The sequence below is a fragment of the Intrasporangium sp. genome, from assembly GCF_036566125.1.
Taxonomy (GTDB): domain Bacteria; phylum Actinomycetota; class Actinomycetes; order Actinomycetales; family Dermatophilaceae; genus Intrasporangium.
Window position 1 is genome coordinate 16,313 of record NZ_DATCWX010000145.1, and the last position, 17,951, is coordinate 34,263.

A 17,951-nucleotide genomic window follows, 5' to 3' on the forward strand; every position below is an offset into this window, starting at 1 on the left:
CTCAGCGGTCGATCCCGACGTCGTTGAGACGGGATCGCGGGGCGACGAGCTGCTTCAGCTGCGGCTCCTGCTCTGCGGTCGTGATGAAGAGCAGCTCGTCTCCGACCTCCATTGCGTCGTCCCGCGTCGGTGCGATCGGCCGCTCGTCACGGATGATCGCGACGAGGACCGTGTCCGTGGGCCAGATGATGTCGCCCACGCGTTGGCCGGCGAACGGGCTACCGTCCGGCAGGGTGATCTCGACCATGGAGGCGCGGCCCTGCTGGAACTCGAAGATGCGCACGAGGTCACCGATGCTGACGGCCTCCTCGATGAGAGCGGTCATGAGCCGCGGAGTCGAGACAGCGACGTCAACGCCCCAGGACTCGTCGAACATCCACTCGTTCTTGGGATTGTTGACTCGTGCAACGGTGCGAGGGACGCCGAACTCCGTCTTCGCGAGCAGGGACAGGACAAGGTTGGCCTTGTCGTCGCCGGTGGCCGCCACGACGACGTCGGACGCCTCGAGACGCGCCTCCTCCAGTGCACTGAGCTCGCACGCGTCGGCCAAGAGCCACGACGCCTCCGGCACGCGGGACGCCTGGACGTCATCGGCGTCCTTGTCGATGAGCAGTACCTGATGGCCGTTGGCGAGCAGCTCGCGGGCGATCGATCGCCCCACGCTGCCTGCTCCGGCGATGACGACGCGCATCTGATCACTCCTCAAGAGAAGCCGAGTCCTCGCACCAACCTACGTCCGCGAGGGCGAGGCTGCGCGGACGATGGTCAATGGAGCACGGGTGGCTGGTCGCAGATGCGCTCGACACGCGCCAGCTCGTCTCGCATGAGGGCCAGGTGGACGAGGTCGCCCTGCTGGACCACGGTGTCGGGACGAGGGAGCTCCCCTTGGCCGAGACGGGTGATGTATGCGACGCGCGCCCCGGTCCTGGCCTCGACATCGGTCAGCGAGCTGCCGATCCATCCCTCCGCCAGAGGCACCTCGGCGATGACGACCTGGCCGCTCGGGTCGGTCAGCTCCGGCATCGCCCCGGAGGGCAGCAGGCGCTGGATCATCTGGTCCGCAGTCCACTTGACGGTGGCGACCGTAGGGATGCCGAGACGCTGGTAGACGGCGGCGCGTTGAGGGTCGTAGATGCGGGCGGCGACATGCTCGACCCCGAACGTCTCGCGCGCGACGCGCGCTGCGAGGATGTTGGAGTTGTCGCCGCTGCTCACGGCGGCGAAGGCGTAGGCGCCCTTGATGCCGGCAGCCATGAGGGTGTCGCGGTCGAAGCCGATGCCCGTGACCGTCTGCCCCTCGAACGAGGTGCCGAGCCGCCGGAAGGCCGATACGTCCTGGTCGATGATGGCGACGTCGTGGCCGTGTGAACCGAGCATACGGGCCAAGGTCGAGCCGACTCGCCCACAGCCCATGATGACGAAGTGCACGGTCGCGACGCTACACCCAGCCGTAGTGCGCGGCGCACGTGACGACGCTGCCGGGCCCAGCGGCATACAGTGTCGTCGTGCCAGGAACTGGTTCGCTCTGGAAGCGCGTCATCATCGGTCGTGCGATGCGCAGCGACCGGCTCCACGAGACACTGCTGCCCAAGCGCCTTGCCCTGCCGATCTTTGCGAGCGATGCGCTCTCGTCCGTGGCCTACGCTCCGGATGAGATCCTGCTCATGCTCGGCCTCGCCGGCGGCGCATTCGTCATGAGCCACAGCTGGCAGGTGACGGTCGCGGTCATCCTGGTCATGCTCGTCGTCGTCGCCTCCTACCGGCAGAATGTCCACGCCTATCCATCGGGAGGCGGGGACTACGAGGTGGCCACGGTGAACATCGGCCCCAAGGCTGGGCTCACCGTGGCCAGCTCCTTGCTCGTCGACTACGTCCTGACCGTCGCGGTGTCCATCTCGTCCGGTGTCCAGAACGCCGCCACCGTCCTCGACTTCGTGCGCGGCCGAGAGGTCATCGTCGCGGTCGTGCTGATCCTCTTCCTCACCGCGATGAACCTGCGTGGCGTCCGGGAGTCGGGCATGGCTTTTGCCGTGCCGGTCTATGCGTTCATGGTCGCCATCGTCGGCATGGGCGCCTATGGCTTCCTCCAGCAGTTCACCGGAAACCTCGCACCGGCGGAGTCTGCTGGGCTGACGCTCGTGCCCGAGGGGGACGAGGCCATCACCGGGCTCGCGGCTGGGTTCCTGCTCCTACGCGCGTTCTCGTCCGGATGCGCCGCCCTGACCGGCGTCGAGGCGATCTCCAACGGCGTGCCCGCCTTCCGCAAGCCCAAGAGCGGCAACGCCGCGACGACCCTGCTCCTCATGGGGATGCTGTCGATCACGATGCTCACGTCGATCATCGCCCTGTCCCAGTGGACCGGGGTCAAGATCGCCGACGACCCAGCCTCCCAGCTGATGCGCAACGGGCAGCCGGTCGGCGAGGACTACGTCCAGCACACGGTCATCGGCCAGCTGTCGGTAGCGGTCTTCAGGGACTTTGAGGTCGGGGTCGTCTTCGTCTCGATCGTCACCGGCCTGATCCTCGTGCTCGCCGCCAACACTGCGTTCAACGGCTTCCCCGTGCTCGCCTCGATCCTCGCGCGCGACGGTTATCTGCCCCGCCAGCTGCACACCCGGGGTGACCGGCTGGCCTTCTCCAACGGCATTCTCATCCTGTCGGGTGCGGCGATCCTGCTCGTCATTGCGTTCAAGGCCGAGGTGACCGCGCTCATCCAGCTCTACATCGTCGGCGTCTTCGTCTCGTTCACGGTGAGCCAGATCGGCATGGTCCGGCACTGGACCCGGCACCTGCGCCTGGAACGCGACGCCAGGGCCCGCGGCCGGATGATGCGGTCGCGCGTCATCAACGCCATTGGTGCGGCGATGTCTGGCACGGTCCTGATCGTGGTGCTCATCACGAAGTTCCAGGCCGGCGCCCGCTACGCCATCCTCGCGATGGCCGTGCTCTTCGCGCTCATGCTGGGCATCAGGAAGCACTATGAGCGGGTCAGCCAGGAGCTCGCCATCGACTGGGAGTCCGACAAACCCCTGCTGCCCAGCCACGTCCACGCCATCGTGTGCATCTCCAAGGTCCACAAGCCGACCATGCGCGCACTGTCCTACGCGCGGGCGAGCCGGCCGTCGATGCTCGAGGCAGTCACCGTCGACGTCGATCCCGACGAGACCCATGCCCTCGTGGAGGAGTGGGAGAGACGGCAGATCCCCGTCACCCTCAAGGTCCTGGCCTCGCCCTATCGCTCGATCACCCGACCGATCCTCGACTACGTGCGCTCGATCCGGACCGGCAACCCGCGGGACCTCGTCACGGTCTACCTGCCGGAGTACGTCCTCGGCCGGTGGTGGGAACAGGTCCTCCACAACCACAGCGCGCTACGCCTCAAGGCGCGGCTGCTGTTCACCCCCGGCGTGATGGTCGTCAGCGTGCCGTGGCAGCTCGCCTCCTCGGAGGGCGCGGAGCGCGACTGGATCGACATGCCCCCCATTCCCGGTTCCGTGCGCGGCGGCGGCACATGAGCCGTCGCACTCCTCGGGAGCGACCTGCGGGCCGAGCCAGCCTCGTCGGGGCCGAGTGGACGCTCGACGTGGGAGCCGTCGCGCACGGTGGCCACTGCGTCGCGCGGAACGAGGGGCAGGTGGTGTTCGTCCGGCACGCCCTTCCTGGGGAGCGGGTCGTGGCTCGGGTGACCGAGGGCCGGGTCGGTGACCGGTTCGTCCGCGCGGACGCCGTCGAGGTGTTGCGGGCCTCGGCCCACCGGGTGCCGGCGCCCTGTCGCTACGCCGCAGAACGCGTCTGCGGAGGATGCGACTTCCAGCATGCCGCGCTCGCCCACCAACGTGAGCTCAAGGCCGCCGTCGTGCGCGAGCAGTTCGCCCGGCTCGCCGGCACCGAGCTCGAGGTCGACGTCCAACCCGTCCCCGGTGACCGCGACGGGCTCCGCTGGCGCACGCGTGTGGAGTTCGCCGTCGACCGTGCGGGCAGAGCCGGGCTGCACGGGCACCGCTCGCGCCGGATCGTCCCGGTCGATGACTGCCTCATCGCGACGGAGGGTGTCAGAGCCTCCGGCGTGCTCGATACCGAGTGGCAGGGCTGCACCGCGGTCGACGTCATCGATGCAGCCCATCCAGCTGAGCCGGTGCTCGTCCCGTTGCCGATCCCGCGCGGGGCGGACCAGGGCGGTGGCCTCGTGGGCGAGCGTGTCCACGACGGGTCGTGGGAGGGGGAGTACGTCGTCTCCGCGAGAGGCTTCTGGCAGGTCCATCCGGGCGCGGCATCAACGTTCCTGTCCCGGGTCGTCGCGCTCCTCGAGCCGGCACCCGGCGAGCGCGTCCTCGACCTCTACGCCGGCTCGGGCCTGTTCACCATGCGTCTCGGCGAGCTCGTGTCGCCCGGTGGTTTTGTCCTCGCTGTCGAGGGCGATGCGCTCGCTGTCTCGAACGGCCTGCTCAACACCGAGGGGCAGGACAACGTCGAGTGGCGGACCAGCCGTGTCGACCATGAGCTGGGCTCCCTTGTCTCGCAAGAGATCACCACGGACCTCGTTGTGCTGGACCCACCCCGCACGGGCGCGGGTCCCGCGGTCATCGGGCACGTGGCTGCGATGCGCCCCCGACGTGTCGTCTACGTCGCGTGTGATCCGGCCGCCCTCGCCCGCGACGTCAAGGCAGCCGCGAACCACGGGTTGCGGCTCACGCACGTGGAGGCCTGGGATGCCTTCCCGATGACGCACCACGTCGAGTGCCTCGCCGTGCTCGAACCCGCCGGCTGAGGATCGGCCGCCATTCCTCTGGTCGCGTGGGCGACCCGGGCTGACAATGGTCGGGGCGTGTGGTTAGATATCTTGATATCAAGATAAATGGTCGATAGCGACATCCAACTTCAGTTGCTGGAAGGAGCCCGCTGTGGGCAGTGTTGACAGCTTCAAGGCCAAGGGGACCCTCGAGGTCGGCGGTCAGTCGTACGAGATCTACCGCCTCGCTCAGGTCGAGGGACACGACACCCTCCCGTACAGCCTCAAGGTTCTCCTGGAGAACCTGCTGCGGACCGAGGACGGGGCCAACATCACGGCTGACCACATCCGCGCCCTGGGCGGCTGGGAGGCCAACGCCGAGCCCGACACGGAGATCCAGTTCACCCCGGCGCGCGTCATCATGCAGGACTTCACTGGCGTGCCATGCGTCGTCGACCTGGCGACGATGCGCGAGGCCGTCGCCGATCTCGGTGGTGACCCCGCCAAGATCAACCCCCTCGCTCCCGCCGAGCTGGTCATCGACCACTCGGTCATCATCGACGTCTTCGGCCGCCCCGACGCGTTCGAGCGGAACGTCGAGATCGAGTACCAGCGCAACCACGAGCGCTACCAGTTCCTCCGCTGGGGCCAGACCGCGTTCGACGACTTCAAGGTCGTCCCGCCCGGCACCGGCATCGTCCACCAGGTCAACATCGAGCACCTGGCGCGCGTCGTCATGACCCGCGACGGTGTGACCTACCCCGACACGTGCGTCGGCACCGACTCGCACACGACGATGGTCAACGGCCTCGGCGTGCTCGGCTGGGGCGTCGGCGGCATCGAGGCCGAGGCGGCCATGCTCGGCCAGCCCGTGTCGATGCTCATCCCGCGCGTCGTCGGCTTCAAGCTCTCCGGGTCGATCCCGAGCGGCGCGACGGCCACCGACGTCGTCCTGACCATCACCGAGATGCTGCGCGACCACGGCGTCGTCGGCAAGTTCGTCGAGTTCTACGGCGAGGGCGTCGCCCAGGTGCCGCTCGCCAACCGGGCCACCATCGGCAACATGAGCCCGGAGTTCGGGTCCACGTGCGCGATCTTCCCGATCGACCAGGTCACGCTCGACTACCTGCGCCTCACGGGTCGCTCCGACGAGCAGGTTGCGCTCGTCGAGGCCTACGCCAAGGAGCAGGGCATGTGGCTCGAGCCGGGCACGGAGGCGCGCTACTCCGAGTACCTCGAGCTCGACCTCTCGACGGTGGTCCCCTCCATCGCCGGGCCGAAGCGCCCGCAGGACCGGATCGAGCTGAGCCGCTCCAAGGATCAGTTCCGCAATGACCTGAAGAACTACGTCGTCAACGGCAACAGCATCGAGAAGAGCAGCGTCGACCAGGAGCTGATGGGCACGTTCCCGGCGTCCGACTCGCCCTCCCACGACGCGCACGAGGCGTCCGAGAGCGCAGGCCGGCCCTCCCACTCGCCAGCCGCACCCGCGGGACTCGCCCGGGCCAGCCACCCGACCACCGTCACCCTCCATGGTGCCGAGCAGACGATCGATCACGGCCACGTCGCGATCGCCTCGATCACGAGCTGCACCAACACGTCCAACCCCTCGGTCATGATGGCTGCCGCGATGCTTGCCAAGAACGCCGTCGAGAAGGGGCTCACGGTTGCCCCGTGGGTCAAGACCTCGATGGCGCCGGGCTCCAAGGTCGTCAGCGGCTACTACGACAAGGCCGGAATGTGGCCCTACCTCGAGAAGCTCGGCTTCCACCTCGTCGGCTACGGCTGCACGACATGCATCGGTAACTCCGGACCGATCATCGAGGAGGTCTCGCAGGCGGTCAACGACAGCGACCTCGCCGTCACGTCGGTCCTCTCGGGGAACCGGAACTTCGAGGGCCGGATCAACCCGGACGTCAAGATGAACTACCTCGCGAGCCCACCGCTCGTCATCGCGTACGCGTTGGCCGGCACGATGGACTTCGACTTCGAGGCCGAGCCCCTGGGCCAGGACGGGGACGGCAACGACGTCTACCTCAGGGACATCTGGCCGGCTCCGGAGCACGTCGAGCGGACCATCGCCGAGTCGATCAGCAAGGAGATGTTCACCGAGGACTACGCGGACGTCTTCGCCGGGGACGAGCGCTGGCGGTCGCTCCCGACGCCGGAGGGCGACACGTTCGCCTGGAACGCCGAGTCGACCTACGTCCGCAAGCCCCCGTACTTCGACGGCATGACGGCAGAGCCGGCCCCCGTCGCCGACATCGAGGGCGCCCGGGTGCTCGCCAAGCTCGGTGACTCCGTCACCACGGACCACATCAGCCCGGCCGGGTCGATCAAGGCCGACAGCCCCGCGGGTAGGTACCTGCAGGAGCACGGCATCGAGCGGAAGAACTTCAACTCCTACGGCTCCCGCCGCGGCAACCACGAGGTCATGATCCGGGGCACGTTCGCGAACATCCGCCTCAAGAACCTGCTCCTCGACGGCGTCGAGGGTGGTTTCACCCGTGACTTCACCAAGGGCGGCGAGCAGACGACGATCTACGACGCTGCGCAGAGCTATGCCGCTGCGGGCACGCCACTGGTCATCCTCGCCGGCAAGGAGTACGGCTCCGGGTCGTCGCGCGACTGGGCCGCCAAGGGCACGAGCCTGCTCGGGGTCAGGGCGGTCATCGCCGAGAGCTACGAGCGGATCCATCGCAGCAACCTCATCGGCATGGGCGTGATCCCGCTCCAGTTCCCGGAGGGCGAGAACGCCGAGTCGCTCGGCCTGACCGGCACGGAGACGTTCTCGATCTCGGGCATCACCGAGCTCAACGAGGGCAACAGCCCCCGGACGGTCCATGTCGTCGCGACCGCCGAGGACGGCTCGACGAAGGAGTTCGACGCGGTCGTGCGCATCGACACGCCTGGTGAGGCGGACTACTACCGCAACGGCGGCATCCTCCAGTACGTCCTCCGCTCACTCGTCGCCAGCTGAGTCCCGCTCAAGACAGGACGAGGGCCCCGTATGCCGCTGAGCGCGGTATGCGGGGCTGGGGTCAACTCTGGCGTGCACAATGACCGCATGGCAGCACACACCCCACCCGGCTGGCCCGAGGGCGTGCCCCCGGCCCACACGCCGGGATGGGAGGACCGGGCGGTGCTGTGGCTGCTCGACCAGTGCCCGCCCGACTACCGGTCCTACACCGGCTGGCGCAAGCACCCGATCGCCCTCGCCTGGCTCGCCGGCCGCCACCTCGAGGGCCAGGTCGTCGCCATGCGCGAGGCCTGGCGAGAGGCTCGCGTCGCCATCGGTCCGCACGTCCCCGCGGAGGCGCTCGACGAGATCCTGGTCCAGATCGAGGCCGAGGGCATCCGCCTGCTCGCCGCATCACGGTCCGCGCGCCTGCTCCACGAGGCCCTCCAGGGCAAGGTCTTCGCACCCCGCCTGTGAGTCTCTGTGAGCCTCCCCCCGGCGGGCACTGACGGGAGCGACGCGCGCGAGGAACTCAGCGGCATACGGCATGGCTTGTGCAGGCCTCCTGTGAAGCTGGTGACGAAACCGTGCGGGCCGGGACCACGGCTTTCTGGCCCCGGCCGGTCACGCCGTAGACTCGATCGACGCATCCCAACGAGAGGAACTGGCCAGCGTGAGCCTGCTCGAGCAGATCGAGAGCCCAGCGGACCTGAAGGCACTGGCGGCAGCCGACCTGCCGGAGCTTGCCGAGGAGATCCGCACCTTCCTCGTCACGGAGGTGTGCAAGACGGGTGGGCACCTCGGCCCCAACCTTGGTGTCGTCGAGCTCACGATCGCGCTGCACCGCGTCTTCGAGTCGCCCCGGGACACGATCGTCTTCGACACGGGCCACCAGTCCTACGTGCACAAGCTGCTGACCGGGCGGCACGACTTCAGCAAGCTCAAGAAGCAGGGCGGCCTGTCCGGGTACCCGAGCCGCGCCGAGTCCGAGCACGACGTCGTCGAGAACTCCCATGCATCGACTGCCCTGTCCTGGGCCGATGGGATCGCCAAGGGGCGCCGACTGCGCGGCGAGAGCGGCCGCCACACGGTGGCCGTCATCGGTGACGGCGCGCTCACCGGTGGGATGGCCTGGGAGGCGATCAACAACATCGCGGTCGACAGGGACCTGCCGCTCGTCATCGTCGTCAACGACAACGAGCGCTCCTACGCCCCCACCATCGGCGGTCTCGCCGAGCACCTGGCGACGTTGCGCACGACCCAGGGCTACGAGCGGTTCCTCGGCTGGGGCAAGCGCTCCCTCGTGCGCACGCCCGTCGTCGGCGGTGCGATGTTCGAGACGCTGCACGGGGTGAAGAAGGGGATCAAGGACATCGTCGCCCCGCAGGGGATGTTCGAGGACCTCGGGCTCAAGTACTACGGGCCGGTCGACGGGCATGACGAACAGGCCGTCGAGAAGGCCCTGCGGCAGGCGAAGGAGTTCGGCGGGCCGGTCATCGTCCATGTCATCACCCAGAAGGGCCGCGGCTACCAGCCCGCCCTCGACGACGTGGCCGACCACATGCACGGGATCGGCAAGATCAACCCCGAGACCGGGCTGCCCTTCCAGGTGTCCGGCCGGATCTGGACCGACGAGTTCAACGAGGAGATGGTCCGCATCGGGTCCGAGCGGCCCGACGTCGTGGCGATCACCGCAGCGATGCTCATCCCGGTGGGGCTCGACGGCTTCGCCGCCACCCATCCCGACCGCGTCTTCGACGTGGGCATCGCCGAGCAGCATGCCGTGACCATGGCCTCCGGGCTGGCCTTCGCGGGGCTGCACCCCGTCGTCGCGGTCTACGCGACCTTCCTCAACCGGGCCTTTGACCAGGTGCTCATGGACTGCGCGCTGCACCGCGCGGGTGTGACGTTCATCCTCGACCGCGCCGGGGTCACCGGCAGCGACGGACCGTCCCACAACGGAATGTGGGACATGACCCTCACCTCGATCGTGCCCGGCCTGCACCTCGCCGCACCCCGTGACGGCGAGCAGGTCAAGCTGCAGCTGCGCGAGGCGCTCGACGTGTCCGACGCGCCGACCGTGCTGCGCTTCCCCAAGGGCGACGTGGCCGAGCCGGTGGCCGCCGTGCGATCCGTGGGCGGCATCGACGTCCTGCACGAGACCGGCGAGGGGGAGGTTGAGGTCCTCGTCGTCGGTGTCGGGGCGTTCGCCGGGATGTCGGTCGACGTGGGGGAGAAGCTCGCTGCCCAGGGCCATACGGTGCGCGTCGTCGACCCGCGCTGGGTGCTTCCCGTCAGCCCGGCCCTCGTCGAGCTGGCCCGGTCCGCCGGTGCCGTTGCGGTGGTGGAGGACAACCTCGTCAGCGGCGGGATCGGGTCTGCCGTCACGTCCGCGCTGCGGGAAGCGGGAATTGACGTACCGGTGCACACCTTCGGCATCCCGAAGCGCTTCCTCGCGCACGCATCGCGCTCCGAGCTCCTCGAGGAGCTCGGACTGACGGCCGACACGGTCGTGGCCGGCCTCGCCCCCAAGCTCACCGCGCGCTGACCACCAGACTCATTGCCGGGGTATGCCGCTGGGCTCGCTCGCGAGCGTCAGTGCGGCGCCGCCGTGGTCGGCTTCCGTGTCGACTGCACACATGGGATCTAGCCCTTTGTGGTGGGCGAGCCCACGAAGCGGGGAGGCACGCTCAACTACTTTCGCCGGGAACGGCTGGGTGACAAAGGATCTCGCGACGACCAGGGAAGCGAGCACCCACCAGAGGTGGAGGACCATCGTGTCCAAGCGTTGGAGTGTCGTGCTGGCGGGAGCCCTGCTCAGCATGTCGGTGGCGGCCTGTGGCACGCCCGGTGAGCCCGGCGCCCCGGCCGACCAAGGCACGCCGGGGGCGGGCGACGCAGCGTCAGGGGCCCCCGTCAAGGTCGGCCTCGTCTACTCGAAGTCGGGTCCGCTCGCGACCTACGGTGAGCAGTACCGTCAGGGCTTTGCCGCCGGTCTCGACTACGCGACCAAGGGCACGGGCGCGGTCAACGGCCACAAGATCGAGGTCACCGAGCAGGACGATGCCGGCGACCCGGCAAAGGCGGTCGCCTCCGCCACCGACCTCATCGGTCAAGGCCACAAGATCATCGCGGGCTCGACCTCGTCTGGTGTCGCCCTGCAGGTCGCGCCGCTTGCCGCGGACAACAAGATCCTGTTCGTCTCCGGCCCGGCGGCCGTCGACGCCGTGACGGGCGCGAACAAGTACACCTTCCGGTCTGGTCGCCAGACCTTCCAGGACGTCGCGACCGCCGGCTCCATGCTCGGCGACGTGACCGGCAAGAAGGTCACCGTGCTGGCGCAGGACAGCGCCTTCGGCAAGGCCAACATCGCCGCCGTCACCGCCGTCCTCGGGGGCAAGGGCGCGACGGTCGACTCCGTCGAGGTCCCCGCTGCCGCGACCGATGTGACCCCGTTCGCCACGAAGATCAAGGGTTCCTCTCCGGACCTGCTCTTCGTCGCCTGGGCCGGCACCAACGCGGCCGCGATGTGGTCGACGCTGGAGCAGCAGGGGGTCTTCGAGTCGACCAAGGTCGTGACCGGTCTCGACATCAAGCCGACCCACGCGATCTTCGGCAAGGCATCGACGCAGATCAACTTCCTTTCCCACTTCTTCGACGGCGCAGCCGACAACGCCGCCTACAAGGCGCTCGACGAGGGCATGAAGGAGCAGGGCGCCACGGTCGACCTCTTCACCAACGACGGCTTCGTCGCGGCCCAGATGATCGCGCACGCCATCGAGGCAAGCGACTCGGACGTTGATGCCATGGTGTCCGCGCTCGAGGGCTGGAAGTTCGAGGGACCGAAGGGTCAGCTCGAGATCCGTGCCGAGGACCACGCGCTGCTGCAGCCGATGTTCACGGCCACGCTCAAGCAGGACGGCAGCAACGTCATGCCGGCCCTCGGCGAGACCCTTGACCCCGCGGCCGTCGCTCCCCCGGTCACGCCGTTCAAGTGACCGCACCAGTCATCAGCGGGGAGGCCATCGGCTGGAAGGTCGGTGGCGCCCAGATCCTCGATGACGTCTCCCTCCACGTCGGGGCCGGTGAGCTGCTCGGCATCATCGGCCCCAACGGGGCGGGCAAGTCCTCGCTCGTCAACATCCTCAGCGGGGTCACCCGCCCGACGACCGGATCGGTCCGGTTGGGCCGCGACGACGTCACGAAGCGGTCGGCAACGCGCCGGGCTCGTCTGGGGTTGTCGCGGTCCTTCCAGACCTCCGCGCTCTTCGACGGGCTGACCGCCGGCGAGAACGTCCACCTGGCGGTCCAGGCGAGCGGGTCGGCACCCTTCTCGCCGTTCCGCGTGGCACGTCCGGGACGCGATGGGGCCGCCGGGGAGGACGTCGACACTCTCCTGGAGCGGGTCCGGATGCCGGGAAAGGCCACGACCTGTGCGCGGGACCTTTCGCACGGTGACCGCAGGAAGCTCGAGCTCGCCATGGCGCTTGCCTCGGACCCGAAGGTCCTGCTCCTCGACGAACCCATGGCCGGTGTGTCCGCCGAGGACGTGGACGGACTCACCGAGATCATCGGCGAGGTCCGGGACTCGGGGGTGGCCGTCGCGATGGTGGAGCACCACATGCACGTCGTCCTGGGGCTCGCGGACCGCGTGGCCGTGCTCCACCACGGACAGCTGCTCGCGTCCGGATCGCCTCAGCAAGTGACCGCCGACGAGCGCGTCCAACAGGCCTACCTTGGAGAAGCCCTGTGACTGACATGACCACCGCCCTCGACCGGGCGGCCGCACCCGGCGGCGACGGCGGCCCGGTGCTCTCGGTCGAGGACCTCCACGTCCGCTACGGCGGCTCCCACGTCTTGCAGGGTGTCTCGTTCACCGTGCCGGCGAGCGGGGTGACCGCCCTGCTCGGGCGCAACGGTGTGGGCAAGACGACGACGTTGAAGGCGATCATCGGCCTCGCCCCGCGCACCGGCCGGATCCTCCTGCGGGACAGAGAGATCCAGGACGAGGCGACGACACGGATCATCCGCAGCGGCATCGGCTACGTCCCCGAGGACCGGGAGGTCTTCGGTGGCCTCACCGTGGACGAGAACCTGCGTCTCGTCGATCCGGACTGCGGTGTGGAGGCGCCCATCGTGGGCAGGCTGTTCCCCGACCTCATCGCCCGCGCCAAGCAGCGCGCGGGGACGCTTTCCGGTGGCCAGCAGCAGATGGTCTCGCTGGCCAGGGTCCTGCTGAAGGACACGTCCGTGCTGCTCATCGACGAGCCGACCAAGGGTCTGGCCCCGAAGCTGGTCACCGAGGTCGCCGACGTGCTCGCCGAGGTTGCCCGGACCACTCCGATCCTGCTCGTCGAGCAGAACCTTCCACTCGTGCGGCGCATCGCCGACACGGTGGTGGTGCTCGACGCCGGTCAGGTGGTGCACCGTGGTGGTGCGGCGGAGCTCGTGGCCGACCCTGAGCTGACGCGCGAGCTCCTCGGTGTCTCGATGCGGCGGGAGGGGGCGGCATGACGGACTTCGTGCTCATCCTCGTCACGGGCCTGGGACTGGGGGCCCTCTACTTCCTCGCGGCCAGCGGGCTCAGCATCATCTACGGCCTCATGGGCGTGCTCAACTTCGCTCACGGCGCATTCATGATGGCCGGGTCCTACGCCGGATTCCTCACCATGGGAGCCCTGCCCGCCAGCCTCTCCGTTGCGGCGCGCCTCGCCATAGCCGTGCTCGTCGCGGTCGTCGTCGGCGCCGTCATCGGGCTCATCGTCGAAGTGGTCCTCATCCGGCCGCTCTACCGGCACCACATCCAGCAGGTCCTCGTCACAGTCGGTCTTTCGCTTGCCAGCGTCGCTGCGGCACAAGGCATCTGGGGTGCCGACCCCCGGACGGTGGAGAAGCCGGAGTGGATGGCGAGCACGACGACGCTCCTCGGAGCCCGCCTGCCCAATGATCGGTTCCTGTTCATCGCAGTGGCGCTCGCCGTCTTCCTCGGGTTGCAGGCACTGTTGCACTACACCCGCCTCGGCCTGATCATCCGCGCCGGTGTCGAGAACCGCACCATGGTCGAGGCGCTCGGCATCAACGTGCATCGGACGTTCACGATCGTCTTCGCCCTCGGCGGCTCGGCTGCCGCGCTGGCCGGACTGCTCTACTCGCAGTACGCCGGCACGGTTTCGCCCGCACAGGGCGGCTCGCTGCTGATCTACGCCTTCATCGTCGTCGTCATCGGCGGCATGGGATCCCTGGTGGGCACCGCGGTCGCGGCGGTGGCCGTCGGCCTGGTCCAGCAGCTCGCCAACTTCTACGCGGCGAGCGGCGTCGGTGACCTGTCCGTCGTGCTCCTGCTCGCCCTGGTCCTCCTGCTCCGCCCCACGTCAATGAAGGGAGCCCACGCATGAGGACCGCCGTGTCGCTCAAGGCTCTCCCGGCCATCATCGCGTTGGCCGTGCTCGCCTACCTGCCGTACGTGCCGATCGAGGTGCCGGGTCTCCTCCCGGGTCGGGTCAATGGGCCGGGCAGCCTCCAGCTGCTCGCCACCTGCCTCGTGATCGCCGGTATCGCGCTCAGCTACGACGTCATCTTTGGCCGGACCGGGCTGCTCAGCTTCGGGCACGCGCTGTTCGTCGCCGCCGGGAGCTATCTGCTCACGATCTCCCTGTCCGACTGGGCGCTTCCGCTCCCCGTGGCCATCCTCGTGTCGCTGGGCGTGACGACGCTGCTCGCGCTCGTCGTCGGCGGCATCGCGTTGCGGGTCGGCGGGATCGCCTTCGCCATGGTGACACTGGCATTCGCCCAGGCGGCGTCGATCATCGTGATGAGAAACGCCGGCGGCCTGACCGGCGGTGAAGAGGGGAAGTCCCTCAACCGGGACGCCGTGCCCGAGCTGCTCGTCGGCGTGGCGAACGCGCCCTATCGCTACTGGCTCGCGCTCGGTTTCGTCGTCGTCGCGTTCGCCGTCGTGACGCTGCTCGTGCGGTCGCGGGCGGGTCACGCCATGGCGGCGGTCCGCGAGAACGAGGCCCGCGCTGCAGTGCTCGGCTTCGACACCTACCGCGTCAAGCTGCTGGCGATCGTCGTCGGTGCCGTCCTCGGCGGCCTGGGGGGCATCGTCCACGCCCTCGTCCTCGGCGGGTCAAACCCGCACGTGACGACGACCGAGTTCACGCTGGCCCTGCTCATCATGGTTGTGCTGGGCGGAGCCGGCAGCATGTGGGGTGCGCTGCTCGGCGGCTTCCTCTACCACTATGCCGACGCACGCCTCGTGGAGCTGAGCGGCGCAGGCTTCCTGGACGCACTGCCGGACGTCGTGCAGCAAGTCCTGTCCGAGCCGCTCTTCATCCTCGGGTTGTTCTTTATCATCATTGTCTACTTCGCACCGGCCGGCCTGACGGGACTCGGGGGCCGGCTCATCAGGAGAGGCCGCGCGACATGAGCATCGCCCCCGACTTCGTCATCGAGCAGCCGATCGGCAGCCTCGCCATCCATGACCTCACTGTTGGTGAGGCCCGGGAGGGCGCTCCGGTGGTCGTGGCCGTCCACGGGATCACCGCGAACGGCCTGTCCTGGCGGCGGGTGGCCGATGAGGTCGATCGCCGTCACGGAGCCGGCGCAGTCCGCTTCCTCGCGCCGGACCTTCGCGGCCGCGGTGGAAGCCGACGAGTGCCGGCGCCATACGGGCTGGCCGCTCACGTCGAGGACCTCAGCTCGATCGCCTCGGTCTTCGCGGCGGCGCCGCTGCTCGTCGGTCACTCCATGGGCGCGTTCATCTCCGCTCTTGCCCTGGCCACCCACCCGGAGCGGTTCTCGGGTGCCGTCCTGGTGGACGGCGGACTGGCCATCCCGGCGCCGGCGGATCTCGACATCGATGCGGCGCTGACCGCAGTCATCGGCCCGGCCATGGACCGCCTCGCGATGCGGTTCGACGGTGTGGAGGACTACCTCGCCTTCTGGGACGCCCATCCCAGTCTGGGGCCGGCCCTGCGCGGTCCCGGTGGCGAGGCGGTCCGGCAGTACATCATCCACGACCTGGTCCAGGACGAGGCAGCGGGCGGCCGATGGCGCAGCTCCTGCGAGCTCGAAGCGGTTCGGGCCGACGGCGCGGACATCCTGGCCGATCCGCTGACCCACGGCGCGGTGCGTCGAGCCGTCGAGCTCGGCAAGCCGATCGACCTCGTGTGGGCGCGGCGTGGACTGCTCAACGAGCCCCAAGGCCTTTATGACGAGCAGCGGCTTGCCGCTCTCGGGGTCCCGGATGCGGTGGCGGTCACCCCGGTCGACGCGAACCACTACGACGTCATCATGGACGCCCCCGGCATCGAGGCGATCGCCGACGCCATCGATCGCCACTTGGGCCTGTCCCACTGATCCCACTGATCTCACTGGGACCGGCGGCGGAAGCTCAGTCCTGCGCGAGCAATCTGCGTAGACGAAGGGCGAGCTGAAGCTCCAGAGCCTCATCGGGCAGCTGCCAGGTGGGGCCGAGCAGCGCGCCGATTCGCTCCAGCCGCTGCGACACGGTGTTGACGTGGACGTGCAGGCTCGCGGCGGCGTGGCGTGGGCTTGAACCGGCCGCGAAGTACGCCTCGAGAGTGCCGACGAGGTCCGTGCCCCGGCGCTCGTCGTAGTCGAGGATCGGCGCCAGGAGCCGCCTGACGTACTCGGCGACATCGGGGTCGGAGCCGACGATGAGGCCGGCAAAGCCGAGCTGGGTGGCGGCCGCTCCGTGGCCACGGTGACCGAGCGCGATGAGGGCTCTGGCCGTCCGTGCTCCTTCCTCGTGGGCAGCAGGGATCTCGTCGACACCGGTAACGGGTCCCACGCCGGCCACCGTCACCGGCGACCTTCGAGCGAGGCGCGCGGCAACCGACTTTGCGAGCGTGTCCGGATCCTGCCCAGGGACGAGCGCCACGATGTGTCCGTCGTGCGAGCCGACGAGAGAGCCCTCGCCGGTCGCGGTGCTCACCGACATCACGAGGGCGCGGTTCGCCGCACGGTCCTCTCCTCGCATGACGAGGACGCAGAACTCGGTGAGCGGGTCGAAGCCCCACGCCCGGGCGAGCTGGACGCGCTCGGCATCGCCGCCCCTGCCCGCGACGAGATCGGAGATCAGCCGGTTCCGCTCGGACTGTCGTGCATCCGCGGCGTTGCGCTCGAAGAGAAGGACGAGCGCAGTCACCATGCCCGCGCGTTCCACCGTGCGGCAGTCGGAGTCGCTGAGGTCGCCGACATCACCGATGAAGAGGGTGCCGAGGTGCTCGTGGGCCGCGGTGATTCGCACGGCGTAGGTGTTGCCGGCGTGGACGATGCGTCCACCCGCCTCGCTTGCCTTCCGCTGGAGCTCCTGGAATACCGGCCCTTCGATGAGGTCCGGCGCCGGTCCCGTCGCGGACCGCACCGCGCTGCCTTCGTCGGCGAGGACCGCCCAGCCACCGAGCAGCTCGGCGACCGCGTGGGTGATTCCAGCGACCCCGCCCCCACCGAGGACGAGGGCAGCGAAGCGGTCGTGCGCCGCTGCCGCCTTCTCGACACCGGCGGCGTACTGGCGCACCGTTTCGTGGGCCTGCTGCAGCGCCCGCACGGCGTTCTCGGCGTCCGCAAGGGCCCGGGTCTGGACGAGGGTGACGGCCGCGAGGGTGGCCAGGTTGCCGAGGAGGCCGACCTCTTCACGGGTGAACGGCCGCGCGGTGCGGTTGGCGGCGAACAGCACCCCGACGAACTCTGACTCGACGATGAGGGGCGTGCCGCAGATGGCGACGATTCCCTCCTCGCCGACGGCGCCGTCGATCGGCCGGGTGTGCTGGAACCGTGCGTCGGAGAAGTAGTCCGCGGTCCAGTACGGCTTCTGGGTCGACGCGACGAGCCCGCCGAGTCCGTCACCGAGGGCCAGGCGCACGGATTGGAAGGCCGCCGAGACCGAACCGGAGGTGGCCCGCATGTAGGTGTCCTTGGCCACTGGGTCGTAGAGCGTGAGGTAGGCCAGGTCGGTCTGGAGCAGGTGGCGGGCCCGGCGGACGATCGCCTCGAGCACTTGGGCCGGGTCGTGTTCGGTGGCGAGCTCGCGGGCGGTGTCGAGCAACGCCGCGAGCCCGGCCTCCCGGCGCTGGTGGACGTCTCGGGTGTGTGCGATGCGCAGGGCCAGATCGCGCCCGACCGATGGGGCGTCGGCGCCGGCAACCTCGGCCACGGTGGCGCCGGACGCCAGCAGCTCGAGCAGGTGAAGGACCTGCTCGGTCGAGGTGTCCGGTGTCGTCGTCACGGGCCGATCTT

14 protein-coding genes are annotated in these 17,951 nt (G+C 69.1%); 11 read left to right on the plus strand and 3 right to left on the minus strand.

Annotated elements, in window-relative coordinates; translation table 11 throughout:
• Position 1 precedes the first annotated feature (1 nt).
• Positions 2-706 carry a potassium channel family protein gene (locus VIR15_RS08425; protein ID WP_331927028.1) on the minus strand — a complete coding sequence of 235 codons (705 nt, stop codon included), beginning with the start codon at positions 704-706 and terminating at the stop codon, positions 2-4.
• A 59-nt stretch (positions 707-765) separates the two neighbouring features.
• Positions 766-1,428 carry a potassium channel family protein gene (locus tag VIR15_RS08430; RefSeq protein WP_331927029.1) on the minus strand — a complete coding sequence of 221 codons (663 nt, stop codon included), beginning with the start codon at positions 1,426-1,428 and terminating at the stop codon, positions 766-768.
• Positions 1,429-1,553: 125 nt separating this feature from the next.
• On the opposite strand from VIR15_RS08430, the gene VIR15_RS08435 reads away from it, so the two are divergent.
• The 11 genes from VIR15_RS08435 to VIR15_RS08485 all read left to right on the plus strand — a co-directional run bounded on the left by VIR15_RS08435 (position 1,554) and on the right by VIR15_RS08485 (position 16,049).
• On the plus strand, positions 1,554-3,515 hold the full coding sequence (locus VIR15_RS08435; RefSeq protein WP_331927064.1) for an APC family permease: 1,962 nt from the start codon (positions 1,554-1,556) through the stop codon (positions 3,513-3,515).
• Positions 3,512-4,768, plus strand: coding sequence for a class I SAM-dependent RNA methyltransferase (locus VIR15_RS08440; RefSeq protein WP_331927030.1), 1,257 nt, complete (start codon positions 3,512-3,514; stop codon positions 4,766-4,768). The genes VIR15_RS08435 and VIR15_RS08440 overlap by 4 nt, the downstream gene beginning before the upstream one ends.
• A gap of 133 nt (positions 4,769-4,901) precedes the next feature.
• Entirely contained in the window at positions 4,902-7,709 is a 2,808-nt protein-coding gene (locus VIR15_RS08445; RefSeq protein ID WP_331927031.1) for an aconitate hydratase, read from the plus strand.
• Between the two features lie 87 nt (positions 7,710-7,796).
• A complete protein-coding gene (locus VIR15_RS08450; protein ID WP_331927032.1) occupies positions 7,797-8,165 on the plus strand; it encodes a hypothetical protein in 369 nt (122 codons plus the stop codon).
• A gap of 196 nt (positions 8,166-8,361) precedes the next feature.
• Positions 8,362-10,236 carry a 1-deoxy-D-xylulose-5-phosphate synthase gene (gene dxs, locus VIR15_RS08455; RefSeq protein WP_331927033.1) on the plus strand — a complete coding sequence of 625 codons (1,875 nt, stop codon included), beginning with the start codon at positions 8,362-8,364 and terminating at the stop codon, positions 10,234-10,236.
• Positions 10,237-10,465: 229 nt separating this feature from the next.
• The gene (locus VIR15_RS08460) at positions 10,466-11,686 is read left to right on the plus strand and encodes a substrate-binding domain-containing protein (RefSeq protein WP_331927034.1); all 1,221 of its coding nucleotides are present in this window, start codon (positions 10,466-10,468) and stop codon (positions 11,684-11,686) included.
• Positions 11,683-12,441 (plus strand): ABC transporter ATP-binding protein, encoded by a 759-nt coding sequence (locus VIR15_RS08465; protein ID WP_331927035.1) that lies wholly within the window; start codon positions 11,683-11,685, stop codon positions 12,439-12,441. The genes VIR15_RS08460 and VIR15_RS08465 overlap by 4 nt, the downstream gene beginning before the upstream one ends.
• A 5-nt stretch (positions 12,442-12,446) precedes the next feature.
• Positions 12,447-13,202 (plus strand): ABC transporter ATP-binding protein, encoded by a 756-nt coding sequence (locus VIR15_RS08470; protein ID WP_331927065.1) that lies wholly within the window; start codon positions 12,447-12,449, stop codon positions 13,200-13,202.
• A complete protein-coding gene (locus tag VIR15_RS08475; RefSeq protein WP_331927036.1) occupies positions 13,199-14,083 on the plus strand; it encodes a branched-chain amino acid ABC transporter permease in 885 nt (294 codons plus the stop codon). Before VIR15_RS08470 ends, VIR15_RS08475 begins: the two co-directional genes overlap by 4 nt.
• Complete coding sequence (locus tag VIR15_RS08480) at positions 14,080-15,117, plus strand: branched-chain amino acid ABC transporter permease (protein WP_331927037.1); 1,038 nt, start codon at positions 14,080-14,082, stop codon at positions 15,115-15,117. Before VIR15_RS08475 ends, VIR15_RS08480 begins: the two co-directional genes overlap by 4 nt.
• Complete coding sequence (locus VIR15_RS08485; protein WP_331927038.1) at positions 15,114-16,049, plus strand: alpha/beta hydrolase; 936 nt, start codon at positions 15,114-15,116, stop codon at positions 16,047-16,049. Before VIR15_RS08480 ends, VIR15_RS08485 begins: the two co-directional genes overlap by 4 nt.
• Positions 16,050-16,083: 34 nt before the next feature.
• On the opposite strand, the gene VIR15_RS08490 is transcribed toward VIR15_RS08485, so the two are convergent.
• The gene (locus VIR15_RS08490; protein ID WP_331927039.1) at positions 16,084-17,940 is read right to left on the minus strand and encodes a helix-turn-helix domain-containing protein; all 1,857 of its coding nucleotides are present in this window, start codon (positions 17,938-17,940) and stop codon (positions 16,084-16,086) included.
• Positions 17,941-17,951 lie beyond the last annotated feature (11 nt).

Coding starts and splice junctions, on each gene's coding strand:
- VIR15_RS08470 (WP_331927065.1), top strand. CDS start 12,447: ATGACCACCGCCCTCGACCGGGCGGCCGCACCCGGCGGCGACGGCGGC.
- VIR15_RS08440 (WP_331927030.1), top strand. CDS start 3,512: ATGAGCCGTCGCACTCCTCGGGAGCGACCTGCGGGCCGAGCCAGCCTC.
- VIR15_RS08475 (WP_331927036.1), top strand. CDS start 13,199: ATGACGGACTTCGTGCTCATCCTCGTCACGGGCCTGGGACTGGGGGCC.
- VIR15_RS08480 (WP_331927037.1), top strand. CDS start 14,080: ATGAGGACCGCCGTGTCGCTCAAGGCTCTCCCGGCCATCATCGCGTTG.
- VIR15_RS08450 (WP_331927032.1), top strand. CDS start 7,797: ATGGCAGCACACACCCCACCCGGCTGGCCCGAGGGCGTGCCCCCGGCC.
- VIR15_RS08485 (WP_331927038.1), top strand. CDS start 15,114: ATGAGCATCGCCCCCGACTTCGTCATCGAGCAGCCGATCGGCAGCCTC.
- VIR15_RS08435 (WP_331927064.1), top strand. CDS start 1,554: ATGCGCAGCGACCGGCTCCACGAGACACTGCTGCCCAAGCGCCTTGCC.